Origin of the sequence: Seohaeicola saemankumensis (assembly GCF_042678485.1) — a bacterium.
In the GTDB taxonomy this organism is placed as follows: domain Bacteria; phylum Pseudomonadota; class Alphaproteobacteria; order Rhodobacterales; family Rhodobacteraceae; genus Seohaeicola; species Seohaeicola saemankumensis.
In genome coordinates, this window is sequence record NZ_JBHTKR010000002.1 from 585077 (window position 1) to 611649 (window position 26573).

Consider the following 26573-nt stretch of genomic DNA (forward strand, 5'->3'; position numbering starts at 1 on the left):
CCTTCCTCACTGGCTGTTCCCGCAGACCGGGTAGGCCTTTTTCGTCTGTCCGCCTGAAGAAGGTATTAACCCTCTCAGGCCGCGGCATCTGCCAGGCGGGCAAGGCTTTCCTCGCGCCCGAGCACAAGCATCATGTCAAACACGCTCGGCGTGGCACTGCGCCCCGATAGCGCCGCCCGCATGGGGCCCGCCAGCTTGCCGAACGTCATTCCCTGAGTCTGTGCAAATTCGTTCAGGACGTGTTCAAGATCGCCCCGCGTCCAGCTAGCATTTTGCAGATGCGGCGTCAATTCTTTCAGTATACCACGGAATACATCGGTCAGATGCTCCGCCGCCTTCGGCTCGGGCGCGATGGGACGCTCGGCCAGGATAAATGCAGCCTTGTCAAGCAGTTCGATATAGGTCTTCGCGCGTTCCTTCAGCTGCGGCATCGCTGCGAACAGCATCGCCTTCTTGTGCGAAGGCAGCGCGGGCCGCCCGGTCGCCGTGATGAAATCCATCAGCTCATGCAGCAGCGCGGCATCGTCGGTCGCGGCGATATGCTGGCCGCAGATATTGTCCATTTTCTTGAAATCCAGCCGCGCGGGGGATTTGCCGATTCCCCCCAGGTCGAACCAGTCGCGCGCCTGCGCGTCGGTAAAGACCTCGTCATCCCCATGGCTCCATCCCAACCGCGCCAGGTAGTTCCGCATCCCTGAGGCGGGATAGCCCATGGCCTGGTATTCCTCGACCCCGAGGGCGCCATGCCGCTTGGACAGTTTCTTGCCGTCGGGCCCATGGATCAGCGGGATATGGGCCCAGACCGGCACGGTCCAGCCCATTGCGTGATAGATCATCATCTGCCGCGCGGCGTTGTTCAGGTGGTCATCGCCCCGGATCACATGGGTGACGCCCATGTCATGGTCATCGACCACCACCGCCAGCATGTAGACCGGCGTACCATCGCCCCGCAGCAGCACCATGTCATCCAGCTGGTCGTTGCGGATCACGACGCGGCCCTGCACCTGATCCTCGATCACGGTCTCGCCCTCTTGCGGGGCCTTGATGCGGATCACGTAAGGCATGTCCGTGGGATGGGTCGCGGGATCGGCATCGCGCCAGGGGCTACGGAACAACGTGGACTGGCCCGCAGCGCGGGCCTCTTCGCGAAAGGCTTCAATTTCGTCCTGGGTGGCGAAACACTTGTAGGCGCGCCCCTCGTCCAGCAATTGCCTGGCCACATCCGCATGGCGGGCGGCGCGGGCAAACTGGCTGATCGCATCCCCGTCATGGTCCAGCCCCAGCCAGGTCAGCCCCTTGAGGATTGCCGCTGTCGCCTCGGGGGTCGAGCGTTCGCGATCCGTATCCTCGATCCGCAGCAGGAATTTCCCGCCACGCCCCCGGGCATAAAGCCAGTTGAACAAAGCCGTGCGCGCCCCGCCAATATGCAGATAGCCGGTGGGAGAGGGCGCAAAACGGGTCACGACAGGGGATGACATCAGCGGACTTAACCTTTCGGTAACCATGGCGGAGTAGCCTTGCCGCATGTCTAGCGATGCGCAAAGCGGGGGGCAAGAGTTGCGGATCACTGCGACGCTTTCCCATGTCCTCGGCTCACAGCGTGGCGCCCTGTTGCCCTGGGCGCCGGTGTTCCTTGCCATCGGGATCGGCGGCTATTTTTCCCTGCGATGGGAGCCGTCGATCATGCTGCTGGTGGCGCTGGCGGGACTGGCCCTGATCGGGGGGTGGGTCGCCGCGCGGGCAGGGCCGGTGGCGGCCCCCTTTCTCTGGGCGCTGGTTCTTGTGGCCGCAGGCGTGGCGGTGGCCGGGGCGCGGGCGCATCAGGTGGCGGGGCCGCAGATCGGCTGGCGCTATTACGGCCCGGTCGAAGGGCGGATCGTCGCGATCGACCGATCCGCCTCGGATGCGGTGCGGATCGTGCTGGACCGGGTCGTGCTCAAGGACATGGCGCCGCAGGACACACCCCGCCGGGTGCGCCTGTCGTTGCATGGGGACCAGGATCATCTGCGGCCCTGGCCGGGGCAGGTGGTCATCACCACCGGGCATCTGTCGGTCTCGAACGGTCCGGTCGAACCGGGCGGCTTCGATTTTCGCCGCCATGCCTGGTTTCTGAAACTCGGGGCGGTCGGCTATGCCCGCAGCCCGGTTCTGCTGCTGCGCCCGCCCGACGGCGGCCAGCCGGTCTTCACCGCCCGGATGTGGCTGTCGGCGCGGGTACAGGCCAGCCTGCCGGGCGAGGTGGGGGCCTTTGCCGCAGCCGTCATGGCCGGGGACCGCTCGGGCATGGGGCAAGACACGCTCGAGGCGCTGCGCGTCTCGAACCTGGCGCATCTTCTGGCCATCTCGGGGCTGCACATGGGGCTTCTGACCGGGTTCGTCTTTGGCCTGTTCCGCCTGATCCTGGCGGCGGTGCCGGTCCTGGGGCTGCGGGTTCCGGCCAAAAAGCTGTCGGCCGTGCTGGCGCTGCTTGTCGCGGCGGGATACCTGGCGCTTTCGGGGGGGAATGTGGCGACGGAACGTGCCTTCGTGATGGTGGCGGTCGTTCTGGTCGCGGTGATCTTCGACCGGCGGGCGCTGACCCTGCGCGCAGTCGCCGTGGCCGCGATGATCATCCTGACCCTGCGCCCCGAGGCGTTGATGGGCCCCGGTTTCCAGATGTCCTTTGCAGCGACGACGGCGCTGGTGGCGGTCTTTGCCTGGATCCGTGATGCGGGCCTGCCGCGTCTGCCAGCATGGCTCAAGCCCGTTGCGGCGGTGGTCGTCTCATCCGGGGTTGCCGGGCTCGCCACTGCGCCGCTGGGGGCCGCACATTTCAACCAGTTCGCCCATTACGGGTTGATCGCCAACCTGCTGAGCGTGCCGCTGATGGGGGCGCTGGTGATGCCGGCCGCCGTGCTGGCCGTCTGCCTGCTGCCCTTCGGACTTGAGGGAGTCGCGCTTTGGATCATGGGGCAGGGTCTGGGCTGGATCCTGGGTGTGGCGCATCTCGTCACCGGGCTGGAGGGGGCGCGGGGCACGGTCGTGACCCCGCCGTCCCTGGTGCTGCCGCTGATGGCCCTGGGCGCGCTTTTCGTCATGCTCTGGCAGGGGTGGGCGCGGCTTCTGGGGGTGCCTGTGGTGCTGGTGGCGCTGTTGATCTGGACCGGTGCCGACCGTCCGACGATCCTGATCGCGGGCGATGGCGCGCTGGTTGGCGCAATGACGGCGCAGGGGCGCGCCCTGAGCCGCGCCAGCGGCGCGGGCTTCGTCGCGCGAAACTGGCTGGACCATGATGCCGACCCGGCGTTGCAACCGGATGCCGCCGCGCGCTGGTCCGGGCCGATGCCGCTGTTCTTCAGCGAAACCGGGCAGTTGATCCATCTGCGTGGCAAGGCCGCCGCTGATCCCGCCTGCGGGCCCGATGACTGGCTGGTATTGGACCGGCGGGCCCCGCCGGGCCTGCCGTGTCGGGTGTTCGACCTTCGCAGTCTGGGCGACACCGGCGCCCTGGCCGTTCATGCCAGTGGCAAGGGCTACCGCATCGTCACGGTCCGCGACCGTACGGGAGAGCGGTTATGGAACCGCCCGCCACGGCCCGGCAGGCCCGTCCGGCGCAGCCCACCGGATCAATAGGTGCGGATCAGCCCGACAAGGCGGCCCTGCACCTTGACCATGTGATCGGGGTAGACGCGTGTCTCGTAAGCCGGGTTCGCGGCCTCCAGCGCGATCGTGCTGCCACGACGCATGAAACGCTTCAGCGTCGCTTCCTGATCCTCGACCAGGGCCACGACGATATCGCCATTATCCGCCACCGATGTTTCGCGGATCACCACCACGTCACCATCGTTGATCCCGGCCTCGATCATGGAATCGCCGCGCACTTCCAGCGCGTAGTGATCGCCGCGACCACTGAGCATCGATGTGGGCACCGTCACGGAATGCGAGACATGGCTGATCGCTTCGATCGGCACACCGGCGGCGATCCGGCCCATCACAGGCAGTTCCATCGCCTCGATCGTCTGCACCGGCATGGCGCGCGCGGGCGGCGGGCTGTCCGGCCGGTCCCCGTCGATGACGCGGGGCGCAAAGCCGCTGCCGGTTGTTGCGGATGCCGCCTGACCGCGTGCGGCATGTTTGTCGGCCAGCGCGTCGGGCAGTTTCACGATTTCGATCGCGCGGGCGCGATGCGCCAGGCGGCGGATGAACCCGCGTTCTTCCAGCGCCGTGATCAGCCGGTGAATCCCCGACTTCGAGCGCAGGTCAAGCGCCTCTTTCATTTCGTCGAAAGAGGGCGGCACGCCATCGCGGTTCAGACGGGTCTGTATGAAATCCAGCAGATCAAGTTGCTTGCGGGTCAGCATCGGGTCGGTCCCTCCGGGTCGGGCACGGGGATCGGCCGGGGCCATGCCGTGCGAAACGCTTCATTTCGCGTTTGTTCTGCCATTGTTCCCGTTTTGTGTCAACACCTCAGGCGTGATCAGGGCAGAAGCGGCAGCACCTCGACCATGTCGCCCGCCGCCCTCGGCCCGTCATGGGGGGGCCTGATCAGCAGGCCGTTCGCCCGCACCAGTACTGTCAGCAGCGCGCTGTCCTGCCGGTCGAAGGCGGTCACGCGGCGGTCGGTTTCATCCTCGGCCAGATGCGCGCGCATGTAATGGGCGCGTGGTCCGTTGCCCGCGACCGGGGCGGCCAGACGGGCGCGCAGCACGGTCGGCAGATGATCCGTCAACCCCAGCATCGCCCGCAGCATCGGCAGCAGGAACAGATGCCCGCAGACAATCGCCGACACCGGGTTGCCCGGCAGGCCCAGATAGGCCGTTCCATCCGCGAAGGCGCCAGCGATCAGCGGCTTTCCCGGGCGCATCGCGATCTTGTAAAAGCTTTGTTGCAACCCGAAACGCGCCGCCACCTGCGCCACCAGATCGTGATCCCCGACCGAGGCGCCGCCGATCGTCACGATCAGATCCGCGCCCATCGCCATGTCGTAGACCGTCATCAAAGAGGCTTCATTGTCCCGCGCGACGGGCAGAAGCCGCGCGCGGCCGCCCGCCGCCTCGATCATGGCTTTCAGCGCAAACAGGTTCGATGCGATGATCTGGTCCGGGTTCGGTCTTTCGCCGGGCATGACCAACTCGTCGCCCGTGGCGATGATTGCGACCTCGGGCTTGCGGGTGACTTGCACATGGCCCGCATTCATCGCCGCCAGCAGCGCCAGATCCGAAGGGGTCAGCATCCTGGGCGCGGAAAGCGTGAAATCGGACGCAAAATCAGCGCCTTCCGGGCGGATATTCGTGCTGTTTTCCAGTGTGTCGCCCAAGGTGATCCGGGGACCCGAGCGGGTCACATCCTCCTGGATGACGACGCGGTCCGCCCCTGCGGGCACCGGGGCGCCGGTAAAGATTCGCACTGCTTCGCCGGGGTTGACCTGACCGGCCCAGCCGTGCCCGGCCGCAGCCTCGCCCACCACTGCAAGCACCGCGCCGGGGTGGCAATCCTCGGCCCGTACCGCATAGCCGTCCATGGCAGAGGCAGCAAAGGGCGGCTGCGCCCGCCCCGCCTTGACCGGTGCCGCCAGCACCCGCCCGGCCGCATCCGTCAGCGGCACGGTCTCAGGGTGCAGCGGACGCACCAGCGCCAGGCAACGCGATTGGGCCTCGGCCACGCTGATCATTCGGCCTGATACCTTCCAGACTTGCCGCCATCCTTCAGGATCACCCGGATGCCGCCGATCTCCATGGCCTTGTCGACCGCCTTTGCCATGTCATAGACGGTCAGGGCCGCCGTGCTGACGGCGGTCAGCGCCTCCATCTCGACGCCGGTCTGGCCGGTGGTCTTTACGGTCGCTTCGATCCTCACGCCGGGCAGGTCGGGGTCCAGCGTCAGTTCGACGGCCACCTTTGTGATCGGCAGCGGGTGGCATAGCGGGATCAGATCGGCGGTCTTCTTGGCGCCCATGATGCCTGCCAGCCGCGCGATCCCCAGCACGTCACCCTTTTTTGCGCGCCCCTCGCCGATGATGTCGAAGGTGGCCCGCGCCATCCTGATCCAGCCCTCGGCCACGGCGACGCGCGATGTCACCGCCTTGTCGGACACATCGACCATATGCGCCTGACCCTGCGCGTCGAAATGCGTCAGATCCTTGCCCTTCATCACATGCTTCCCGGTGTCAGCGGATTGGCCAGCAACGAACGCGTGGCCAGTTCCACATCATCCTGGCGCATCAGGCTTTCCCCGATCAGGAAGCAGCGCGCCCCGTACATCGCCATGTCGGCTAGGTCCTTCGGCGTGGACAGCCCGCTTTCGCAGACCAGCATCCGGTCTTCGGGCACCAGTTTCGACAGGGTGCGCGTGGTATCCAGCGACGTCTCGAATGTATTCAGGTTGCGGTTGTTGATCCCGATCATGCGCGAGGACAGCAGCGCCGCGCGTTCCAGCTCGGGCCGGTCATGCACCTCGATCAGCGCATCCATGCCCCAGTCATGGGCGGCGGATTCAAGCTCCTGCGCCTGGGCGTCACTGACCGAGGCCATGATGATCAGGATGCAATCGGCGCCAAGCGCGCGGGCTTCGGCCACCTGGTAGGGGTCATACATGAAATCCTTGCGCAGCACCGGCAGGTCGCAGGCGGCGCGCGCGGCGACCAGATAGTCCTTTGCGCCCTGGAAGCTGGGCGTATCGGTCAGCACCGACAGACAGGTCGCGCCACCGGCGGCATAGGCCTGCGCCAGCGCGGGCGGGTCGAAATCGGGGCGGATCAACCCCTTTGACGGGCTGGCCTTCTTGATCTCGGCAATCAGCCCGTAGCCGGTACGCGACGCCGCGTGCAGCGCATCCGCGAAGGGGCGTACGGGATCTGCCTCGCGGGCCTCGGCCTCGACGGCCTCAAGCGGCTTTGCGGCCTTGTCCGCGGCCACTTCCGCCAGTTTGTAGGTCTTGATGCGATCCAGGATCGTTTCGGTCATCATGTCTCCGATGTCAGTCTTGCCAGGGCTGCCAGCTTTTCACCGGCGGCCCCGCTGTCGATGCTGTCGCGCGCGCGGTCAACACCGTCGCGCAGATCATCCGCCTTGCCCGCGACAACCAGCGCCGCCGCCGCGTTCAGCAGCACCGCATCGCGATAGGCACCCGGCGCACCCTCCAGCAGCGCGCGCAGGGCGGCGGCGTTTTCCTGTGGTGTGCCGCCGATGATATCCTCGAACGGATGCACGGGCAGGCCGAAATCCTCGGGATGCAGTTCCACCTCGCGGATGGTGCCATCCTGCTCGAGGGCGGCAACCCAGGTCAGGCCGGTGATCGTCATCTCGTCCGTACCGTCCGAGCCATGCACCAGCCAGGCGCGTTCGCTGCCCAATTGGCCCAGCACCTCGGCCATCGGGCGGATCAGGTCACGCCTGTAGGCGCCGGTCAGCTGTCGCTTGACGCCGGCCGGGTTGGTCAGCGGACCCAGGATGTTGAAGATCGTGCGGGTGCCCAACTCGGTGCGCGTCGGGCCGACATGCGCCATCGCGGGGTGATGCATCGGCGCCATCATGAAGGCGATGCCGCAGGCGTTCAAAGCCTTTTCAACGACTTGCGGGCCGACCATCACCTGGATTCCCAGTTGCGTCAGCGCATCCGCCGCACCTGATTTGGAACTCAGGTTGCGATTGCCATGCTTGGCCACGGGCACGCCCGCGCCCGCCACCACAAAGGCCGTCGCGGTCGAGATGTTCAGCGTACCCATCCCGTCGCCGCCGGTGCCCACGATATCCATGGCCCCTTGCGGCGCGCGCACGGCATGGCATTTCGCCCGCATCACGGCGGCGGCGGCGGCATATTCCTCGACCGTTTCACCGCGCGTGCGCAGCGCCATCAGCAAGCCGCCGATCTGGCTCGGGGTGGCCTCGCCCTCGAACAGGATGGTAAAGGCGGCCTCGGCCTCGGCGCGTGTCAGGGCGCGGTCCGCGGCAAGACCCAGAAGCGGTTTCAGCGCATCACTCATGCCGGCACCTTCGTCAGGTTCAGGAAATTGCGCAGCAGGTCATGCCCATGCTGCGAGGCGATGGATTCGGGGTGGAACTGCACGCCGTGGATCGGCAGGTCGCGGTGCTGCAACCCCATGATCGTGCCATCCTCCAGCCAGGCCGTCACCTCGAGGCAATCGGGCAATGACTCGCGTTCGACGACCAGCGAATGATAGCGCGTCGCCTCGAACGGGTTGGGCAGGCCCGCGAACAGGCCCTTGCCGGCATGGTGCATCACGCCCATCTTGCCATGCACGATCTCGTGGCAGCGCACGACGCGGCCGCCGAAAGCCTGCCCGATGGTCTGATGGCCCAGGCACACGCCCAGCAGGGGTGTTCCGGTGTCGGCCGCCGCCGCCGTCAGCGCCAGGCAGATCCCCGCCTGATCGGGGTCGCAGGGACCGGGGGACAGGATGATGCCGGCCGGGTTCATCGCCATCGCCTGTTGCACATCCAGCGCATCATTGCGGCATACGGTGATATCCGCGCCCAGATCGCCAAGATAATGCACAAGGTTATAGGTGAAACTGTCGTAGTTATCGATGAGAAGCAGCATCTGGCCTATCTTTTCCGTTTCGGGGCTGGAGGCCCGCACCTTGGTCGCGGTATACTTGTTCAGGCTTGCGCCGGAGCGTCAAGGGGCGTGACCCATATTGCGGCCCAAACCCCGGGCCCGGCCGGTTTGGGCTTGACCGTTCTGGACCTGTCCGGTTTGGGCATGGCAGCTGCGGGAAGGGCTGATACGGTGACCGCTGCTGCTGCCGGGGCAGATGCGGGCAAGAAGGCGACAAGGACCGCAGAAAGCGGCACAAGCTGCGGGCAGGAAAGGGCAGAACGATGGCAACAGGGTTTATTCGTGGGGTTCTTGCGGGGACGGTGGTGTCGGTGATCGGTGTCTCGGCGCTGTCGATTCTGTCGGGCCTGCCGCAGGACAGATCATCCGGGACCGCTCCGGTCGATCAGGCCGAAACGACGACCGAGCCGGCGCCCGCACCTGCCACCGAAACGACAACTGAAACGACGACAGCACCGGCAACTGAAACGACGACCGCACCGGCAACCGAAACGGCGACCGACGCGGCAATCCCAACCGCCGATGCCAGCCGCGCCGCACCCGAAACCCCGCCCGAAGCACAGGCCGAAACGGCACCCGAAGCGCCGCCCGAAGCGGCGCAGGTCAGCGTTCCGGCAGGCAGCGGCTTCACAGCCGGTCGCGAAGACAGGCAAGCCACGCTTCCGGCACCCGACCGCGCGCCCGATCCCGCACCGGTTCAGGCGCTGGATGCGACAGCGCCCCCCTCCAATCCCGTGTTGCCTCAGGCCGATCGCGATCCGGCGGCCCAGCCGCAGACCGATCAGGCCACGACATCCATGCCGGCCCCCGCCGTTGCAACAGACGCGCCCGTTGTCGCGGCGCTGCCGAGCACGCAAGACAGCGGCACCGCACCCCTCGGCACCGCCGCACCGGTCGTGCCGCAACCGCCCGGCGACCGTGACACCACGGCCACCTTCGGCGCGCCGCAGGTTGCACCCGCACCCGCGCAGCCTGATCAGGCGCAGGCCGCCCCCGACAGCAGCCCGGCCGCCATCTCCGCGCCGCGCGACGATGCCTTGATCGATGTCAGCCCGCGCGCCGAGGCCGGGGCCCCGCCCGCACAATCAGCGGCGCTGGCGCCGCAGGCCGATACACGCCGCCAGCCCCTGCCTGTGATCGAACCAGCAGCGCCCGCCGTGCAACCCGATCAGACCGCACCCGCCGCGCCGGTCGCCGTGGACGATATCACGCCGGTGATCCGCCCTTCGATCGGGACGCCTGCCACCTCGTTGATCGACCGGCCCGCGCCCGATGCCACCGTCACGGCAGATATTTCCACCGGCAGCGAGGCGATCCCGCTGCGCCGCAATGCCGTGCCGTTTGATGACAGCGACACCCGTCCGCGTCTGTCCATCGTGCTGATCGACCGGGGTGACAGCGGGTTGGGACCTGACGCCCTGGCCGCTTTCCCCTATCCGCTGACCATCGCGATCGACGCCACCCGCCCCGATGCGCCCGAAGCCTCGGATCGGTATCGCCGCGCCGGATTCGAGGTCCTGGCGATGGTCGATCTGCTGCCCGGCTCGACGCCCAAGGATGCCGAGATCGCGATGGAAGTGTCCCTGGCCGCCGTGCCCGAAGCCGTCGGCGTGTTGGAAGGGGTCGCAACCGGGCTGCAATCCAGCCGTGCGCTGTCCGATCAGGTATCCGCCATTCTGGGGCAGCGTGGCTATGGTCTGGTCATGTTGCCGAACGGTCTGAACACCGCGCAAAAGATGGCTGCAAAATCGGGTGTGCCTTCAGCCACGGTATTCCGTGATTTCGACGGGGCAGGCCAGGATGCGGCCGCGATTCGCCGTTTCCTTGACCAGGGCGCCTTCAAGGCCGGTCAGCAGGCGGAAGGTCTGCCCGTCGCGGGCGAGGGCGAAGGCGTGATCATGATCGGCCGCCTGCAGCCCGACACGATTTCGGCCCTGCTGCTGTGGGGGCTGCAGGACCGGGCGCAGCGCGTGGCGCTGGCGCCCGTGTCGGCGGTGCTGCAAGCGGGGGAATGACCCGCAGGCCGGAATGACCCTTAGGCCGGTGGCGCGTCGCGCCATTCGCCGGGGCGCAGATCGCCAAGCTGCCAGTCGCCGATGCGGATGCGGATCAGCCGCAGCGTGGGATGGCCCACATGGGCGGTCATGCGCCTGACCTGCCGGTTGCGCCCCTCGCTGATGGTCAGTTCGATCCAGCTGTCAGGCACCGATTTGCGGAACCGTACCGGCGGCCTGCGTGGCCAGAGCCATGCCGGTTCCGGCACCGCGCGCACGCGGGCAGGGCGCGTGGGCCCGTCTTTCAGCGTGACGCCTGTTCGCAACGACGCAAGGGCTGCGGCGTCCGGGATGCCTTCGACCTGTGCCAGATAGGTCTTTTCCAGTTTGTGACGCGGATCGCTGATCCGGGCCTGCAGCTTTCCGTCATCGGTCAGCAGCAGCAGCCCTTCGCTGTCGCGGTCCAGTCGCCCGGCGGGATAGACGCGGGGAATGTCGATGAAATCCGACAGGGTCGCGCGCGGGCTGTCCGCGCTGCCGCGATCGGTGAATTGCGACAGCACGTCGAAGGGCTTGTTGAACAGGATCAGGCGCGTCATGGCGGCGACACCGCCATGTCAGCTGTTGCCGCCCGAAAACCGCGCCGCATCGGCCGCCGCACGGCGGATCGCGTTCGATTTATGCACGGTTTCCTGATATTCGGCCTCGGGGTCGCTGTCATAGACGACGCCGCCGCCCGCCTGGATATAGAGCTTGCGATCCTTGACGATGGCAGTACGCAGAGCAATGCACATGTCCATGTCGCCGCCCGCGCTGAAATAGCCCACGCCGCCCCCGTAGACACCGCGCTTTTCCGGCTCCAGCTCGTCGATGATCTGCATGGCGCGCACCTTGGGCGCACCTGACACGGTGCCTGCGGGCATGCCTGCGAAAAACGCACTCAACGCGTCCTGATCCTCGGCCAGCTCGCCCACCACATTGGAGACGATATGCATCACATGGCTGTAGCGTTCGATGATGAACTGTTCGGTCGGGCGCACCGTGCCGATCTTGGCGACCCGACCCACATCGTTGCGGCCCAGATCCAGCAGCATCAGATGTTCGGCCAGTTCCTTCTTGTCGGCCAGCAGCTCGGCCTCATAGGCGCGATCCTGTTCTGGGGTGGCGCCGCGCGGTCGTGTGCCCGCGATGGGACGGATCGTCACCTCGCGGCCAAAGACCCGCACCAGGATTTCGGGACTTGCCCCGATCACCTGGAAACCGCCGAAGTTGAAATAGAACATGAAGGGCGACGGATTGGTGCGCCGCAACGAGCGGTAGAGCGTGAAGGGTGGCAGGGGAAAATCCTGCGTCCAGCGCTGCGAGGGCACGACCTGGAAAATGTCGCCCGCGCGTATGTAATCCTTGGCCTTTTCGACAGCCGCCAGATAGGCGTCATGCGCGAAATTCGACCGGGGCGGTGCGGCATCGCGCGCCTCGCCCATCTCGCGGGTAGCCTGGGGCAGGGCGCGGTCCAGGTCGCGCAGCGCATCCATCACCCGCTCTGCCGCCTGGGCATAGGCGGCGCGCGCTGACTGGCCATCGCTGACCCATGCGGGCGAGACCACGGTCACGTCGCCCTTGACGCCATCCAGCACCGCCACCACCGTCGGGCGCATCATCACCGCATCGGGCAGGCCCAGCGGATCGGGGTTCACATCGGGCAGATGTTCCACCAGCCGGATCATGTCATAGCCAAGATAGCCGAACAGCCCTGCGCTGGCGGCGGGCAGATCCTCGGGCAGGTCGATGCGGCTTTCCGCGATCAGCGCACGCAGATTGTCCAGCGGATCGCCGGGCTGATCCTCGAATGTATCGGGATCGAACCGGGCCTGGCGGTTCAGGCGGCTTTGCGCGCCATGGCACTGCCAGACAAGGTCGGGTTTCATCCCGATGATCGAATAGCGCCCGCGCACCTCGCCGCCGGTCACTGATTCCAGCATGAAGGCATCCTTAGCCGCGCCCGAAAGCTTGAGCATCAGCGAGACGGGCGTATCCAGATCGGCGGCAAGCCGGGCATAGACCACCTGGTTCTTTCCGGCCTCATAGGCGCGGGCGAAGCTTTCGAAATCGGGTGTCAGCTCCACGGGCGGGTGTCCTTACTGGAAATTGGCGTGAACCGCGTTGATCGCGGCCTGGTCCAGCCTGACGCCAGCCTGGGTCTGCAACTGCCCCACATAGGACTGGAACAGATCCTGTGCCAGGCCACCGCGCCCGCTGTCCGCCAGGCGCGTACGCAGGGCGGCGACACCGGGATTGGCCTCATCCGCCGGCAGAACCGCGTCCAGCTTCACGATCAGCACGGAAGGGCCGCGCCCTTCGTCCGGGCCGTCGATCACGGCCAGATCGCCGGGGGCCATCTGGAAGACCTGCGCCAGGAAACCGGGGGCCGTGCCGGGGATGAACTGGTCGCGCGTGATGTCCACCTCTTGGGTGACGGTCAGGCCAAGGGCTGCCAGATCACCGACAGCGCCATAGTCGATCACCATGGCATCGGCGCGCGCGCGCAGAAGACGGGCGGTTTCCGCCCGCTGCCAGCCCGCGACGGCCGCATCGCGCACCTCGTCCAGCGGTTGCAGGCGCGGCGGCAGTTCCTCGTCCAGCCGCATGGCGACGATACCGCCGTCGTCCAGTTCGATCAGGGCGGGATAATCGTCCATCTGCAGCGCCTGTGCGGCGGCACGGAAGGCGGGATAGGCGGCAACGCCGGCATCCACCTGCGCCGACCAGTCGATGGTCTGCATTTCCATATCCGTATCGCTGGCAAGCTCTTCCAGCGTGGCGCCCCCGGCCAGCATGTCGTCGATCCCGCTGGCTTGCGCCTCGATCACGCGGCGCGCGCGGTCGGGGGCAAGTTCGGCGGCCAGATCGTCACGCACATCTTCGAAGGCCAGGCTTTGCGCGCTCAGAACCCCGTTCACGCGGAACAGCGCAGGACCCAGAGAGCTGGGCAGCGGCCCGGCAATACCGCCGACTTCGGTGGCAAACACGGCCTCGCCCGCGGCCCCCAGTTCGGAGATCGAGACATCGCCAAGATCGACATCCGCCAGCGACAGGCCACGATCCGCGACCAGCGTTTCGAAATCGGTCTCGCCCGAGACAAGGGCCGCCACGGCCGCGTCAACTGCGGCGTCATTGGCGAAGGCCAGACGTTCGACCAGGCGGCGTTCGGGGGTGTTGTATTCCGCGCTGCGGGCGGCGTATTCGGCGCGCAGGGCCTCTTCATCCACGGTGACCTGATCAAGGATCATGTCCGGGGTCAGGGTCACCAGGGTGATCCGCTTGGCCGCCGGGGTGGTGAACAGGGCGGGGTTCGCCTCGTACCAGGCGGTCAGCTGCGCCGCGTCGGGAAGGCCGACAGGCTCTGACAACTGGGACGCATCCACGACAGCCCATGAAAAATTCCGCCGCTCGCCCGCATAGGCGATCAGCGTATCCACATAGGTCGCGGGCATCACGGCGCTTTGCACCATCGCACCCTGCAACAGGCTGCGGGCGGTTTCGCGGCGCAGCTGCTGTTCGAAACGCGCCTCGGTCAGGCCGTTCTGTTGCAGCGTGAAGCGATAGGCCTCGCGGTCGAAGGCGCCGTTCACGGACTGGAAGGACGGGATCGCCAGGATCTGCTCGGCCACGACGTCATCGCCCACGGACAGGCCCAGGCGCGCGGCTTCATTGTCAAGTGCAGCCGCCGTGACCAGCTGCGCCAGCACGTTGCGGTCCAGACCGAAAGCCTGTGCATCCGCGAACCCCAGGGGCTGGCGCGTCTGCGCCTCGATCGCGCGGATCTCCTGCTGCAAGGCGCGGGCATATTCGTCGATGTCGATGTCCTGATCGCCGACCGAGCCGATGGAGCGGACCGATCCGGACAGGTTGACCGCGCCGAATCCGGCAAGCCCCACGATGAGCAGGGCAAGAAGGATCCAGACCAGTGTTTTCGAGATACCGCCGCGTGCCATGAAGCGCCTCTTTCCGGGTGTTTTTCAAAGTTGGAACTGTCTACGCGCTGCGCGACTGCGGGGCAAGGCCGGATCGGGCGATCAGGCGCGAAGCCCGGCCAGCCGGTCAAAGAGGACATTGATCCCCGCACTGTCCACATTGGCAAAGGCGATACGCAGATGCCGCGCGCCATCCGCGTCACCCTTGGGCATGAACATCGTACCGGGCAGGGCCAGAACGCCCGCATCCCGGACCATGCGCTGTGCAAGTCTGTCGGAGGGTTCGTCGAACGGATGGGCGACATAGGCGAAATAGGCGCCCACGCCGCGAAGGTCCCAGCCCTGCGCCGCCAGCCGGGGAAACCCGGCCTCGATCGCGGCCCGGCGGCCCAGGATCTCGTCCCGCTCGCCGGCCAGCCATTGATCCAGGTTCCGCATCCCCCAGAGTGCTGCAATCTGACCCAGCTGGTTGGGGCAGATCGTGACGGTATCGAGGAACTTTTCGACCTCGGCCAGACGGGCAGGGCTGGCCAGCATTGCGCCGACCCGGTGCCCGGTCAGCCGGTAGGCCTTGGAGAAGGAATAAAGCTGGATCAGCGTATCGTCCCAATCGGGATCGGTGAAAAGCGCATGGGCAGGCCCGCTGATCGAATGAAAGTCGCGATAGGTCTCGTCCACGATCAGGGCAATGCCATGCTGGCGCGCCAGATCGGCAAAGGCGCGGATCAGATCGGCGGGATATTCGACGCCTGCGGGATTGTTGGGGCTGACCAGCGTGATCGCGCGGGTGCGCGGAGTGATCAGCGCCGCTGCCTGATCGGGATCAGGCAGCATGCCCGCGCCGGTCGGCAATGGCACAGCCTGCACCCCGGCCATATCGAGCCACATTTTGTGATTGAAATACCAAGGGGTTGGCAGAATGACCTCATCCTCTTCGGTGGTCAGCGCCATGATCGCCGCGTTGAACGCCTGATTGCAACCCGACGTGATGGCGACCTGCGCGGGTGTGACGACGCCGCCATAAAGACGGGCCGTGCGCGCGGCCACTTCGGCGCGCAATTCGGGCGCGCCCAGAACCGGGCCGTAAAGATGCGCCTGCGCCGTGTGCAGCGCCGCTTCGGCCAGCGCCTCGCGCAGGGCCAGGGGGGGCAGATCGACCGGGGCTGCCTGGCTGACGTTGATCAGCGGGCGCGTGGCCGGGAAATCCACCCCGTCCAGCCAGCGCCGCGCCTCCATCACCGGTGGGGCGAAGGTGGATGCGGTGCGGGTCAGGGCCATGGGAGCTTTCCTTTGGCGCCGCGCGGGCGGTGAGCGCGGGATTGGATATTTGCAGCAAGAAGAAACAAGGCGTTGGCGCGGCCCGTGCTGTCAGTCACGACCGCGATAGGGTTCCACATATTGCAAGGCCATGTCCCAGGGAAAGAAGATCCAGGTATCCTGACTGACCTCGGTGATGAAGGTGTCAACCTGGGGGCGGCCCTTGGGTTTGGCATAGACCGTGGCGAAATGCGCGTTGGGATACATCTTGCGCACGATTTCAAGCGTCTTGCCGCTGTCGACCAGGTCATCGACGATCAGGATGCCGGTGCCATCGCCCATCAGGTCGGCATCGGGCGCCTTGAGCACGCGCGCCTCGGACTGGGTCTGATGATCGTAGGACTTGATCGAGATCGTATCGACGGTGCGGATGTCCAGCTCGCGGCTGACGATCATCGCGGGCGCCATTCCGCCACGAGTGATCGCCACGACCGCGCGCCATGCGCCATTATCGGGCCCGTAGCCCTGCAACCGCCAGGCCAGGGCGCGGCTGTCACGGTGGATCTGGTCCCAGCTGATGTGGAAGCCTTTTTCATGGGGCAGGCGGTCGGTCATCGCATCACTCCTTCATGCGGGACGGATCTGGGGCGGAACGGATCAGGCGTCCTTGCGCCCTGTGACGGCATCGATATCCGGGGCGTCCACGGCCTTCATGCCGACGACATGATAACCCGCATCCACATGCAAAGTCTCGCCCGTCACGCCCGATCCCAGATCGGACAGCAGATAAAGCGCGGATTTGCCCACGTCCTCGATGGTCACGTTGCGCCGCAGCGGCGAGTTCAGCTCGTTCCATTTCAGGATATAGCGGAAATCGCCGATGCCGCTGGCCGCCAGCGTCTTGATCGGCCCGGCGGAAATGGCGTTCACGCGAATGCCATCCTTGCCCAGGTCCTCGGCCATGTACTTGACCGAGGCCTCAAGCGCGGCCTTGGCGACGCCCATGACGTTGTAATGCGGCATCACCTGTTCGGCGCCATAATAGGTCAGCGTCAGCGCGCTGCCGCCGTCGGTCATCAGCTTTTCGGCGCGCTGCATCACGGCGGTGAAGCTGTAGCAGCTGACATCCATCGTCATCAGGAAATTGTCGCGGCTGGTATCCACGTAACGGCCACGCAATTCGTTCTTGTCGGAAAAGCCGATCGCATGCACCAGGAAATCCAGCTTGCCCCAGGTCTTCTCGAGCTGGGCGAAGGCGGCATCGACCGAGGCCATGTCCGACACGTCGCAATCGATCAGGGTCGTCACGCCGATGCTTTCGGCCAGCGGGGCCACCCGTTTGCGGAATGCCTCGCCCATATAGCTGAAGGCCATTTCCGCCCCTGCATCGGCGCAGGCTTTGGCAATACCCCATGCGATCGACTTGTCATTGGCAAGACCCATGATGAGGCCGCGTTTGCCGGCCATGAGAGTATGAGACATGTGTTTGTTTCCGCCCGTGTTTGCTGCTGTCTTTCCTTTAGGGGATTGGTGGTGCTGCATCAAGTGCAGCCGGTCCAAACCCGGCGCGGGATGTCTTCCCGCCGGCCACCTGTCGCCAACTGCAACCCGCTTTGTCGCGAACTGCACTTGACGATTCGCGATCCAAGATGTTTTTTCGGCTGTGAGCGTGTCCTACGGCCCCTTGGATTCGGCTGTTTGCGCTGGACCGATCCATGGTGATGTGACAGCCTTGAGCGTTTGGTGAATGAAAGTGACAGATGATGAGTGACCGCAGCGGTATTTTTGCAGGCGACGATCCTTTCGCGATCGCGCGCGCCTGGCTGGCAGAAGCCGAAAATAGCGAAATCAACGATCATAACGCGATCGCCTTGTCGACGGTTGACGCAGACGGTCTGCCCAATGCGCGGATGGTCCTGCTCAAGGAAATCGAGGCGGCGGCCTTCGTGTTCTATACGAATTACGAAAGCGCCAAGGCGCGGGAACTGGACAGCGCGGGCAAGGCAGCCTTTGTGATGCACTGGAAATCGCTGCGGCGGCAGATCCGGGTGCGGGGCCATGTCAGCAAGGAAGAAGGCCCGCAGGCCGACGCCTATTACAAGTCACGTTCTCTCAAAAGCCGTCTTGGCGCCTGGGCGTCGCGGCAGTCGCGCCCGCTGTCATCGCGCACTGCGCTGATGGCCGAGGTTGCCAAGATCACCGCACTGAAGGGAACCAACCCGGACCGCCCGCCTTTCTGGGGGGGCTACCGGATCGACCCTGTCGAGATCGAGTTTTGGGCCGATGGCGACTTTCGGCTGCATGACCGTTTCGTGTGGCGGCGGCAGTTGGGACAGCAGGAATGGGTTGTGGAGCGGTTGAACCCGTGACATTCACGCTACGAGTTCACGACATTCACGCGACGCGAACGGTTGGTCTATCAAGTGAACGGGTTTTTTGTCTTGAATATGTGCAGGCCGATGCGCCATGAAGAAAAAATGAAGACCGTACAATGGATTGTGGGTGATAAAGTGACACATGATGTGACAGCGACCCGCAGAGTGGTTGGATCGGTTAAGTGGTTCGATCCCGTAAAGGGATTTGGGTTTGTGATTTCCGACGGGGGTGGCCCCGACATTCTGCTGCATGCCAATGTTTTGCGAAACTTTGGCCAAAGTTCCGTCGCCGATGGCGCACGGATAGAGATCGATGTGCAGGACACCGCCCGTGGTGTTCAGGCGGTCGAGGTGTTCAAGATCGAACCGCCCGTCGGCACCGAAGCGGCCATGCTGGCCGATTTCGAGGATATCGACCCTGAAGTCATGCGTTCCGCCCCGCTGGAGCCGTCGCGCGTCAAATGGTTCGACAAGGCAAAGGGTTTTGGTTTTGCCAATGTGTTCGGGCGGCATGAAGATGTGTTCATCCACATCGAAGTTCTGCGCCGGTCCGGGCTTGCCGATCTGCAACCCGGCGAGGCGGTCTGCCTGCGGGTGATCGAGGGCAAGCGCGGCCGCATGGCGACCGAGGTTTGCGCCTGGGAGGCGGCCGTGAAGGCCCGTCAGGGATGATCCGTCGCGCGCTGCTTGTTCTGTTGATGGCAGGCGGCGCGGCGCTGGCGCAGGTGGCGCTGGCGCAGGCCTCATCGGACTGCCGCGCGGATACCGTGCTGCTGCGTGGCGATTGGGGGCAGGCCCGTTTCAGCGTTGAAATCGCCGATACCCCCGATACCCGCAGCCGTGGGTTGATGTTTCGCGAAACCATGGCGAAAAGCGCGGGCATGCTGTTCGTCTATGACACGCCGCAGCGCGCGACCTTCTGGATGCGAAACACCCTCATTTCCCTCGACATGATCTTCGCCGATGAACGCGGCGTGGTGCGGCATGTGCATCACAACGCGATTCCCGGCGACGAGACGGTCATTGATGGCGGTCGCGGCATCCTGGCGGTGCTGGAGATCAACGGCGGGCTGGCCCGCGCCATGGGAATCGTGCCGGGCAGCCAGATGCGCCACCCTGCTTTTGCCAGCGAAACCGCCGCCTGGCCCTGCTGAGGCGCGCCGTTCGTTGCCTTGCCAGGATTTTGCACCTGATAGGGGCTTTTCAAATCCGGCCGCGCGGTTTAGATGCAGGGTCGGTTCGGGGCGTAGCGCAGTCTGGTAGCGCATCTGTTTTGGGAACAGAGGGTCGGGAGTTCGAATCTCTCCGCCCCGACCATATCGTGGCACATATCGTGGCAATGGATCTGCAACCGGGCGACAGCAGCGGATCGGGTCACATCGCGGTGCCGCCCAAACGCTCCAAAAGCCTCAGCACCTTTTTGTCCATCCGCGGATCGGGATAGACCACGTGCAGCGTGCCGCCGCCTGCCAGCGGCACCGCCATGAAGCTGGCGGCGCTCAGGATGTGGCGGGTCTGCGCGCCCTCGATCACCCGCTCGCTGCTGAGGCGGATCACGCTTTCGGGCAAATCGTCTATCGTACCGCCATAACGCAGGATCGCGCCGGCCGTGGCCTGGGGCGGCATCAGCATCCGGCACTCGACCACGTTCGCCGCCGGGCGCAGCACCCGCTCGGCCGGCCCGTCGCAGGTGGCGGCCAACGCATCAAAAAGCCCATCGGGGGCCTGCGTGAAACTGGCGCGCAAGCTGGGCAAGGGGCCATCAGTGGCACGCGGCGGGGCCATCGGCGGGGCGCATCCCGCAACGAGGCCCGCGCATAATGCAGCGGCAAGGGTCCGTGACCGGATGAAAAAGAATCGCCTGTCTCGCTGCATGTTGTGTTTGCCCGTGTCCTTTACGCACCATCTTGCGGATTGCCTGCTCTATGGGCACAAGCCCCGCACCCTTGGGACGAACTGAACCCTCTGCGTGAGAGATGGGGGGTAAAGGGTCCGAAATCAACGCGTTTCGATGCATATCCACAAAGCTGTCCCCAACCCCGTCCGGGGGCTTGTCGCCGCTCTGCCGCAAGCGCGACTCGGTCAAATGCGGGTCAAGCTGATTTTATGCCCCGGAAAGCTAAATTCTTCGTTGACGATACCGTTCGATATACGTCAGATTGTGTGAGCCGAGAGAGCAACCCACTAGATGTTGTGTGCAGACAGCGGGTCACGGCGAGGGACAAAACAAAAACCATATCGGGCGGGGGCTGGATCCTATCAGGGCCAGGTCCGACAGATCCGAAGCGTTGGCCGCACTGGAAGCAGGGCGGGCGCTGGGTAGGCTTTGCCTTCGACATCTTTCGGTTTCGCGGTGCCGTGCATGAAGGCGGGATCGAAAATGCAGGTTGATAGACGGGGCAAGCCATGAAGATCGAGAGAAAATTCACCAAAGCCGGACAGGATGCTTACGCGGAACTGGAGTTCCGCACGACGGCTTCGGAGATCCGCAACCCCGACGGGACAGTCGTTTTCCGCCTCGACGCCGTCGAAGTGCCGGAAAGCTGGTCGCAGGTCGCGTCCGATGTCATCGCGCAGAAATACTTCCGCAAGGCCGGCATTCCGCAGAAGCTCAAGAAAGTCGCCGAAAAGGGCGTGCCTGAGTTCCTGTGGCGCTCGGTTCCGGCCGGCGACAAGGTGGAAACCACCGGCGAAACCTCGTCCAAGCAGGTGTTTGATCGTCTGGCCGGCGCCTGGGCCTATTGGGGCTGGAAGGGCGGCTATTTCTCGACCGAGGAAGACGCGCGCGCCTATTTCGACGAGATGCGCTTCATGCTGGCGACCCAGCGCGCCGCGCCCAACAGCCCGCAGTGGTTCAACACCGGTCTGCATTGGGCCTACGGCATCGATGGCCCGTCCCAGGGGCATTACTATGTCGATTACCAGACCAAGGAGCTGACCAAGTCGACCAGCGCCTATGAGCACCCGCAGCCCCATGCCTGCTTTATCCAGTCGGTCAAGGATGACCTGGTGGGTGATGGCGGCATCATGGATCTGTGGGTCCGCGAGGCGCGCCTGTTCAAATACGGCTCGGGCACCGGCACCAACTTCTCGTCCCTGCGCGCCGATGGCGAGCGCCTGTCGGGCGGCGGCAAATCCTCGGGCCTGATGGGCTTCCTGAAGATCGGTGACCGCGCAGCGGGCGCCATCAAGTCGGGCGGCACCACGCGCCGCGCGGCCAAGATGGTCATCGTCGACGCCGATCACCCCGATATCCAGGAATACATCAACTGGAAGGTGAAAGAGGAACAGAAGGTCGCCAGCATCGTCGCCGGCTCGAAGATGCACGAGCAGAAGCTGAACGCGATCTTCGCCGCGATCAAGGCCTGGGACGGCAGCACCGAGGATTCGGTTGATCCCGCCAAGAACCCGCAGCTGAAGGACGCGATCCGCGGCGCTAAAAAGGTGATGATACCCGAGACTTACGTCAAGCGCGTGCTGGATTACGCCAAGCAGGGCTATGGGTCGATCGAATTCCCGACCTATGACACCGATTGGGATAGCGAAGCCTACGCATCCGTGTCGGGCCAGAACTCCAACAACTCGGTCCGCGTTACCGATGCGTTCCTGAAAGCGGTCGAGAACGATGCCGATTGGGAACTGATCCGCCGCACCGACGGGTCGGTCGCCAAGACGATCAAGGCGCGCGATCTGTGGGAAGATATCGGGCACGCCGCATGGGCCTGCGCCGATCCCGGCATCCAGTATCACGATACGGTCAACGATTGGCACACCTGCCCCGAAGACGGGGCGATCCGCGGATCGAACCCCTGCTCGGAATACATGTTCCTTGACGATACGGCCTGCAACCTGGCCTCGATGAACCTGCTGACCTTCTACAAGGACGGCGAATTCCAGGTCGAGGACTACATGCACGCCACCCGTCTGTGGACCGTGACCCTGGAAATCAGCGTGATGATGGCGCAGTTCCCCTCGAAGGAAATCGCGCAGCTGTCCTATGAGTTCCGCACGCTGGGTCTGGGCTATGCCAATATCGGCGGCCTGCTGATGAACATGGGCCTTGGCTATGACAGCGACGAAGGTCGCGCCATGTGCGCCGCGCTGACCGCGATCATGACCGGCGTGTCCTATGCCACATCCGCCGAGATGGCGGGCGAACTGGGCGCCTTCGACGGCTATGCCCGCAACAAGGCCCACATGCTGCGCGTCATCCGCAACCATCGCAACGCCGCCTATGGTGCGACCGATGGCTACGAGGCGCTGGCCACCAAGCCGGTTCCGCTGGACCATGCCAACTGCCCCGATCCACGTCTGGTCGATATCGCCATGTCCGCCTGGGACGAGGCGCTGCGCCTTGGGGAACAGCATGGCTACCGCAACGCCCAGACTTCGGTGATCGCGCCCACCGGCACCATCGGCCTGGTGATGGATTGCGACACCACGGGGATCGAGCCTGACTTCGCCCTGGTGAAGTTCAAGAAGCTGGCCGGTGGCGGTTACTTCAAGATCATCAACCACTCGGTTCCGGCAGCACTGGAAAAGCTGGGTTATGGCTCGGCCCAGATCGAAGAGATCGTGTCCTATGCCGTCGGTCACGGCAGCATCGGCAACGCACCCGGCATCAACACCACCAGCCTGATCGGCCACGGCTTCGGCCCGCGCGAGATCGAGAAGGTGGAAGCTGCGCTGGGTTCCGCCTTCGATATCCGCTTTGTCTTCAACCAGTGGACGCTGGGGACCGAGTTCTGCCAGAACGTGCTGGGCATCCCGGCCGAAAAGCTGAACGATCCCACCTTCGACCTGCTGCGCCACCTGGGCTACAGCAAGGCCGATATCGAGGCGGCGAACGATCACGTCTGCGGCACGATGACCCTGGAAGGTGCACCGCATCTGGACACGGCGCATTACCACGTCTTCGATTGCGCCAACCCCTGCGGCAAGAAGGGCAAGCGTTACCTGAGCGTGAACAGCCATATCTACATGATGGCGGCGGCGCAGTCCTTCATCTCGGGCGCCATTTCCAAGACGATCAACATGCCCAATGATGCAACCATCGAGGATTGCCAGAAAGCCTATGAGCTGAGCTGGAAACTGGGGGTCAAGGCCAACGCGCTCTATCGTGACGGCTCCAAGCTTAGCCAGCCGCTGGCATCGGCCCTGGTCGAGGATGATGACGAGGCGCTGGAGATCCTGGAAAGCGGATCGGCCCAGGAAAAGGCCGCCGTCATCGCCGAGAAGATCGTCGAGAAGATCATCATCAAGGAAATCGCCCGTGGCCGTGAAAAGCTGCCCGAGCGGCGCAAGGGCTATACCCAGAAGGCCATCGTCGGCGGTCACAAGGTCTATCTGCGGACCGGCGAATATGCCGATGGCCAGCTGGGCGAGATCTTCATCGACATGCACAAGGAAGGTGCGGGTTTCCGCGCGATGATGAACAACTTCGCCATCGCCGTGTCCGTGGGTCTTCAGTATGGCGTGCCGCTGGAAGAGTTCGTGGATGCCTTCACCTTTACCAAGTTCGAGCCCGCAGGGCTGGTGCAGGGCAATGACTCGATCAAGAACGCGACCTCGATCCTGGATTACATCTTCCGCGAGCTGGCCGTGTCATACCTGGATCGCACCGATCTGGCCCACGTGAAACCGCAGGGCGCCAGCTTCGATGACCTGGGGCGTGGCGAGGAGGAAGGCGTGTCCAACGTCGCCGAAATCTCCGAGAACGCGGCCTCGCGCAGCCTTGAGGTGCTCAAGCAGATCAGCTCGACCGGCTATCTTCGCAAGCGCCTGCCGCAGGAACTGGTGGTGTTCCAGGGTGGTCAGAACGGCATGAACGAGCTGATGCGTACAGGCACCGATCCGGTCATGGCGCTGCAGACCCTGGTGCCCGAAACCAGCATCCGTGCGTCCGCCAGCGTCACCACGACGACGGCCATGGCCAGCGGCACGGTGACGATGGATGCGCGCACCAAGGCCAAGATGCAGGGCTACGAGGGCGAGGCCTGCGGCGATTGCGGCAACTACACGCTGGTCCGCAACGGCACCTGCATGAAGTGCAACACCTGCGGCGCAACAAGCGGCTGTAGCTGAGGAAGATTGGGGGGGCGCTTTCGGGCGCCCTTCACGTGAACGAGGTGGGACTCCGCCAAAATCCCTTGGATTTTAACTCTGTCCCACTTCGCAGGTTTCCGGTGGAAGCCTGCGTGACACGGGGCAGGTGCGCTTGCCCCGCGCGGATCGGGACGCAGGCGAAACGTTCCGAGCGGTTAACATATTGAGCCCGATCCGTGAAACTGGAGGGATGCTTGCATCCCTCCTTTTCCTTTTATGGCAATGGCTTATGCGGCGATGTTCATGCGGCTTTGCCGGGGGCTGCGCGCATCAGCATCCCGAACAGGTCGCGGGGGTCATCGGGGTCGGCCAGCAGATCCAGCGGCTGGAAGAAGGCGGTGCCTTTGATCCGGTCGCGGATATAGCGCAGGGCGCTGAAATCCTCGATCGCGAAGCCCACGCTGTCAAAGAGCGTGATCTGGCGCGCGTCGCGGCGCCCCTGGGCCTGCCCGGTGATGACCTGCCACAGCTCTGTGACCGGGTGATCGGGGGCAAGCTGCTGGATCTCGCCCTCGATCCGGGTCTGTTCGGGATATTCCACGAAGATCGCGGACCGCCGAAGGATGTCGGGATGCAGTTCGGTCTTGCCCGGACAGTCACCGCCGATCGCGTTGATATGCACGCCCGCGCCCACCATGTTGTCGGTCAGGATCGTTGCATATTGCTTGTCCGCCGTGCAGGTGGTGATGATCTGCGCGCCCAGGATCGCCTCTTGCGGGGTGGTGCAGGCGGTCACTTGCAGGCCCGATCCGGCCAGGTTGCGTTTGGCCTTGGCGGTGGCGGCGGGGTCGATGTCGTAAAGCCGCACATGGCTGATCCCGCAGATTGCCTGCATGGCCAGGCACTGAAATTCCGATTGCGCGCCATTGCCGATCATCGCCATGGTCGTGGCCCCCGCCGGGGCCAGATGCCTTGCGGCCATGGCCGAGGTGGCCGCGGTGCGGATCGCGGTCAGCAGCGTCATCTCGGACAGCAGGACCGGATAGCCATTGTCGACCCGCGCCAGCATCCCGAAGGCGGTCACGGTCTGTAACCCGGTCCGCATGTTGCCGGGATGACCGTTCACGTATTTGAACCCGTAAAGATCGCCGTCCGAGGTGGGCATGAGTTCGATCACGCCCACGTCGGAATGGCTGGCCACGCGGGGCGTCTTGTCGAAATGCGGCCAGCGCCTGAAATCATCCTCGATGCAGGTCGCAAGCTCGGTCAGGACGCGGGGCAGGCCGATGTGATGCACAAGGCCCATCATGTGATCGACCGACACGAAGGGGACCAGCGCCTTGTCGGAGGGGGTCTGCATGGGTGGCTCCTGCTGGATTGAGTATTTGGGGAAAGATGAAACGGACAGGTCAGGCATAGGCGCGGGTCGGGCGATCGAAGACCCGCCGCCCGAGGGCCGAGGCTGCCAGATCGACCATCAACTGCGCCGTGCGCCCGCGATCGTCGAGGAACGGGTTCAATTCGACCAGGTCGAGCGAGGTCATCAAGGCGCTGTCATGCAGCATCTCCATCACCAGATGCGCCTCGCGGACGGTGGCGCCGCCCGGTACGGTCGTCACGACGCCAGGTGCGGCAGCCGGATCAATGAAATCCACATCCAGCGAGACATGCAGCGCGCCACCGGCGGCCGCGACCTTGTCGAGAAACACGCCCAGCGGCCGGGCGATCCCGGTCTCGTCGATTTCGCGCATGTCATGGCGGTGGATCGCGCTGTCCTGCAAGGCGCTGCGTTCCGCCGGATCGACAGAGCGCAGCCCGATGATGCAAATGTTTTCCTGCGGGATCGGCGCGGTCAGCGGCGGAAAGCCGTCAAAGCCGGCGCGCCCGGTGACATAGGCCAGGGGTGTGCCGTGCAGATGGCCCGAGGTGCTGCTGTGCGGCGTATGGTAATCGCTATGCGCATCCAGCCAGAGCACGAATTGCGGGCGTCCCTGGGTATGGGCATGGGCCGCGACACCGGCCACGCTGCCCAGCGACAGGCTGTGATCGCCCCCCATGAAGATCGGCAGGCCTTGCCCCATCGCGGCTTGCGCGGCCGCCGACAGTGTTTGCGTCCAGCCGATGGTCTCGGCCAGGGCATGCAGATGCGGCAGGGCATCGGCGGGGGCTGTGACGGGGGCAGGGGTCAGGTTGCCGCGGTCGGTGACCCGGTGGCCCAGATCGGCCAGCGCATCGGCCAGCCCGGCGGTGCGATAGGCATCGGGGCCCATCAGGCACCCCCGGCTGCGCTTGCCGCTGTCCACGGGGCAGCCGATCAGGATGATGTCTTGCAGGGTCATGGGGCCTCCTGTGATGTTTGCAGGTGTATCATG

At 65.0% G+C, this 26573-nt stretch carries 22 protein-coding genes and 1 tRNA gene; 7 read left to right on the top strand and 16 right to left on the bottom strand.

Translation table 11 applies throughout. The features are described 5' to 3' along the window. Window positions 1-74: 74 nt before the first annotated feature. Window positions 75-1478 (bottom strand): glutamate--tRNA ligase, encoded by a 1404-nt coding sequence (gltX, locus tag ACFQ3C_RS06640; protein WP_380789760.1) that lies wholly within the window; start codon window positions 1476-1478, stop codon window positions 75-77. Between the two features lie 46 nt (window positions 1479-1524). Here gltX and ACFQ3C_RS06645 point away from each other — a divergent pair, with 46 nt between their 5' ends. Continuing rightward, window positions 1525-3612, top strand: coding sequence for a ComEC/Rec2 family competence protein (locus ACFQ3C_RS06645; protein ID WP_380789761.1), 2088 nt, complete (start codon window positions 1525-1527; stop codon window positions 3610-3612). On the opposite strand, the gene lexA is transcribed toward ACFQ3C_RS06645, so the two are convergent. The 6 genes from lexA to ACFQ3C_RS06675 form a co-directional block, all read right to left on the bottom strand. Then, on the bottom strand, window positions 3606-4340 hold the full coding sequence (lexA, locus tag ACFQ3C_RS06650) for a transcriptional repressor LexA (protein ID WP_380789762.1): 735 nt from the start codon (window positions 4338-4340) through the stop codon (window positions 3606-3608). The genes ACFQ3C_RS06645 and lexA overlap by 7 nt on opposite strands. Window positions 4341-4456: 116 nt before the next feature. After that, on the bottom strand, window positions 4457-5650 hold the full coding sequence (locus ACFQ3C_RS06655) for a molybdopterin molybdotransferase MoeA (RefSeq protein WP_380789763.1): 1194 nt from the start codon (window positions 5648-5650) through the stop codon (window positions 4457-4459). Further along, window positions 5647-6129: a cyclic pyranopterin monophosphate synthase MoaC gene (moaC, locus tag ACFQ3C_RS06660; protein WP_380789764.1), complete on the bottom strand. Its 483-nt coding sequence runs from the start codon at window positions 6127-6129 to the stop codon at window positions 5647-5649. The genes ACFQ3C_RS06655 and moaC overlap by 4 nt, the downstream gene beginning before the upstream one ends. After that, entirely contained in the window at window positions 6129-6941 is an 813-nt protein-coding gene (gene trpC / locus ACFQ3C_RS06665) for an indole-3-glycerol phosphate synthase TrpC (RefSeq protein WP_380789765.1), read from the bottom strand. The genes moaC and trpC overlap by 1 nt, the downstream gene beginning before the upstream one ends. Further along, complete coding sequence (gene trpD / locus ACFQ3C_RS06670; protein ID WP_380789766.1) at window positions 6941-7960, bottom strand: anthranilate phosphoribosyltransferase; 1020 nt, start codon at window positions 7958-7960, stop codon at window positions 6941-6943. The genes trpC and trpD overlap by 1 nt, the downstream gene beginning before the upstream one ends. After that, the gene (locus ACFQ3C_RS06675) at window positions 7957-8538 is read right to left on the bottom strand and encodes an anthranilate synthase component II (RefSeq protein WP_380789767.1); all 582 of its coding nucleotides are present in this window, start codon (window positions 8536-8538) and stop codon (window positions 7957-7959) included. The genes trpD and ACFQ3C_RS06675 overlap by 4 nt, the downstream gene beginning before the upstream one ends. A gap of 281 nt (window positions 8539-8819) precedes the next feature. On the opposite strand from ACFQ3C_RS06675, the gene ACFQ3C_RS06680 reads away from it, so the two are divergent. Then, window positions 8820-10571, top strand: a complete 1752-nt coding sequence (locus tag ACFQ3C_RS06680; protein WP_380789769.1) for a divergent polysaccharide deacetylase family protein — start codon at window positions 8820-8822, stop codon at window positions 10569-10571. Between the two features lie 20 nt (window positions 10572-10591). Here ACFQ3C_RS06680 and ACFQ3C_RS06685 read toward each other — a convergent pair whose 3' ends face one another. From ACFQ3C_RS06685 to fabI, 6 genes are all read right to left on the bottom strand, one after another. Further along, window positions 10592-11149 (bottom strand): rRNA large subunit pseudouridine synthase E, encoded by a 558-nt coding sequence (locus ACFQ3C_RS06685; RefSeq protein ID WP_380789770.1) that lies wholly within the window; start codon window positions 11147-11149, stop codon window positions 10592-10594. 18 nt (window positions 11150-11167) lie between these two features. Next, the gene (gene trpE, locus ACFQ3C_RS06690; RefSeq protein WP_380789771.1) at window positions 11168-12676 is read right to left on the bottom strand and encodes an anthranilate synthase component I; all 1509 of its coding nucleotides are present in this window, start codon (window positions 12674-12676) and stop codon (window positions 11168-11170) included. 12 nt (window positions 12677-12688) lie between these two features. Beyond that, window positions 12689-14545, bottom strand: coding sequence for a peptidylprolyl isomerase (locus tag ACFQ3C_RS06695; RefSeq protein WP_380789773.1), 1857 nt, complete (start codon window positions 14543-14545; stop codon window positions 12689-12691). A gap of 81 nt (window positions 14546-14626) precedes the next feature. Continuing rightward, a complete protein-coding gene (locus tag ACFQ3C_RS06700) occupies window positions 14627-15802 on the bottom strand; it encodes an aminotransferase (RefSeq protein ID WP_380789775.1) in 1176 nt (391 codons plus the stop codon). Window positions 15803-15892: 90 nt separating this feature from the next. Then, complete coding sequence (gene gpt, locus ACFQ3C_RS06705; RefSeq protein WP_380789777.1) at window positions 15893-16396, bottom strand: xanthine phosphoribosyltransferase; 504 nt, start codon at window positions 16394-16396, stop codon at window positions 15893-15895. 42 nt (window positions 16397-16438) lie between these two features. Next, window positions 16439-17263, bottom strand: coding sequence for an enoyl-ACP reductase FabI (gene fabI / locus ACFQ3C_RS06710; RefSeq protein WP_380789779.1), 825 nt, complete (start codon window positions 17261-17263; stop codon window positions 16439-16441). A 281-nt stretch (window positions 17264-17544) separates the two neighbouring features. Here fabI and pdxH point away from each other — a divergent pair, with 281 nt between their 5' ends. The 4 genes from pdxH (at window position 17545) to ACFQ3C_RS06730 (ending at window position 19473) form a co-directional block, all read left to right on the top strand. Next, window positions 17545-18150 carry a pyridoxamine 5'-phosphate oxidase gene (gene pdxH / locus ACFQ3C_RS06715; RefSeq protein WP_380789781.1) on the top strand — a complete coding sequence of 202 codons (606 nt, stop codon included), beginning with the start codon at window positions 17545-17547 and terminating at the stop codon, window positions 18148-18150. 108 nt (window positions 18151-18258) lie between these two features. Then, entirely contained in the window at window positions 18259-18828 is a 570-nt protein-coding gene (locus ACFQ3C_RS06720; RefSeq protein ID WP_380789783.1) for a cold-shock protein, read from the top strand. Beyond that, on the top strand, window positions 18825-19310 hold the full coding sequence (locus ACFQ3C_RS06725) for a DUF192 domain-containing protein (RefSeq protein WP_380789785.1): 486 nt from the start codon (window positions 18825-18827) through the stop codon (window positions 19308-19310). Before ACFQ3C_RS06720 ends, ACFQ3C_RS06725 begins: the two co-directional genes overlap by 4 nt. Before the next feature lie 86 nt (window positions 19311-19396). Continuing rightward, a tRNA-Pro gene (locus ACFQ3C_RS06730) sits at window positions 19397-19473 on the top strand. Between the two features lie 57 nt (window positions 19474-19530). Here the strand turns inward: ACFQ3C_RS06730 and ACFQ3C_RS06735 are convergent. Continuing rightward, window positions 19531-19941 carry a hypothetical protein gene (locus tag ACFQ3C_RS06735; protein WP_380789786.1) on the bottom strand — a complete coding sequence of 137 codons (411 nt, stop codon included), beginning with the start codon at window positions 19939-19941 and terminating at the stop codon, window positions 19531-19533. Window positions 19942-20562: 621 nt separating this feature from the next. Here ACFQ3C_RS06735 and ACFQ3C_RS06740 point away from each other — a divergent pair. Next, window positions 20563-24240 carry a vitamin B12-dependent ribonucleotide reductase gene (locus ACFQ3C_RS06740; RefSeq protein ID WP_380789787.1) on the top strand — a complete coding sequence of 1226 codons (3678 nt, stop codon included), beginning with the start codon at window positions 20563-20565 and terminating at the stop codon, window positions 24238-24240. Between the two features lie 262 nt (window positions 24241-24502). On the opposite strand, the gene ACFQ3C_RS06745 is transcribed toward ACFQ3C_RS06740, so the two are convergent. Next, window positions 24503-25561, bottom strand: coding sequence for an ornithine cyclodeaminase (locus ACFQ3C_RS06745; RefSeq protein ID WP_380789788.1), 1059 nt, complete (start codon window positions 25559-25561; stop codon window positions 24503-24505). A 49-nt stretch (window positions 25562-25610) separates the two neighbouring features. Beyond that, complete coding sequence (gene rocF, locus ACFQ3C_RS06750) at window positions 25611-26540, bottom strand: arginase (RefSeq protein ID WP_380789789.1); 930 nt, start codon at window positions 26538-26540, stop codon at window positions 25611-25613. Window positions 26541-26573: the final 33 nt, after the last annotated feature.

Coding starts and splice junctions, on each gene's coding strand:
- gltX (WP_380789760.1), bottom strand. CDS start 1,478: ATGTCATCCCCTGTCGTGACCCGTTTTGCGCCCTCTCCCACCGGCTAT.
- ACFQ3C_RS06645 (WP_380789761.1), top strand. CDS start 1,525: ATGTCTAGCGATGCGCAAAGCGGGGGGCAAGAGTTGCGGATCACTGCG.
- lexA (WP_380789762.1), bottom strand. CDS start 4,340: ATGCTGACCCGCAAGCAACTTGATCTGCTGGATTTCATACAGACCCGT.
- ACFQ3C_RS06655 (WP_380789763.1), bottom strand. CDS start 5,650: ATGATCAGCGTGGCCGAGGCCCAATCGCGTTGCCTGGCGCTGGTGCGT.
- moaC (WP_380789764.1), bottom strand. CDS start 6,129: ATGAAGGGCAAGGATCTGACGCATTTCGACGCGCAGGGTCAGGCGCAT.
- trpC (WP_380789765.1), bottom strand. CDS start 6,941: ATGACCGAAACGATCCTGGATCGCATCAAGACCTACAAACTGGCGGAA.
- trpD (WP_380789766.1), bottom strand. CDS start 7,960: ATGAGTGATGCGCTGAAACCGCTTCTGGGTCTTGCCGCGGACCGCGCC.
- ACFQ3C_RS06675 (WP_380789767.1), bottom strand. CDS start 8,538: ATGCTGCTTCTCATCGATAACTACGACAGTTTCACCTATAACCTTGTG.
- ACFQ3C_RS06680 (WP_380789769.1), top strand. CDS start 8,820: ATGGCAACAGGGTTTATTCGTGGGGTTCTTGCGGGGACGGTGGTGTCG.
- ACFQ3C_RS06685 (WP_380789770.1), bottom strand. CDS start 11,149: ATGACGCGCCTGATCCTGTTCAACAAGCCCTTCGACGTGCTGTCGCAA.
- ACFQ3C_RS06695 (WP_380789773.1), bottom strand. CDS start 14,545: ATGGCACGCGGCGGTATCTCGAAAACACTGGTCTGGATCCTTCTTGCC.
- ACFQ3C_RS06700 (WP_380789775.1), bottom strand. CDS start 15,802: ATGGCCCTGACCCGCACCGCATCCACCTTCGCCCCACCGGTGATGGAG.
- gpt (WP_380789777.1), bottom strand. CDS start 16,396: ATGACCGACCGCCTGCCCCATGAAAAAGGCTTCCACATCAGCTGGGAC.
- fabI (WP_380789779.1), bottom strand. CDS start 17,263: ATGTCTCATACTCTCATGGCCGGCAAACGCGGCCTCATCATGGGTCTT.
- pdxH (WP_380789781.1), top strand. CDS start 17,545: ATGAGTGACCGCAGCGGTATTTTTGCAGGCGACGATCCTTTCGCGATC.
- ACFQ3C_RS06720 (WP_380789783.1), top strand. CDS start 18,259: ATGAAGACCGTACAATGGATTGTGGGTGATAAAGTGACACATGATGTG.
- ACFQ3C_RS06725 (WP_380789785.1), top strand. CDS start 18,825: ATGATCCGTCGCGCGCTGCTTGTTCTGTTGATGGCAGGCGGCGCGGCG.
- ACFQ3C_RS06735 (WP_380789786.1), bottom strand. CDS start 19,941: ATGGCCCCGCCGCGTGCCACTGATGGCCCCTTGCCCAGCTTGCGCGCC.
- ACFQ3C_RS06740 (WP_380789787.1), top strand. CDS start 20,563: ATGAAGATCGAGAGAAAATTCACCAAAGCCGGACAGGATGCTTACGCG.
- ACFQ3C_RS06745 (WP_380789788.1), bottom strand. CDS start 25,561: ATGCAGACCCCCTCCGACAAGGCGCTGGTCCCCTTCGTGTCGGTCGAT.
- rocF (WP_380789789.1), bottom strand. CDS start 26,540: ATGACCCTGCAAGACATCATCCTGATCGGCTGCCCCGTGGACAGCGGC.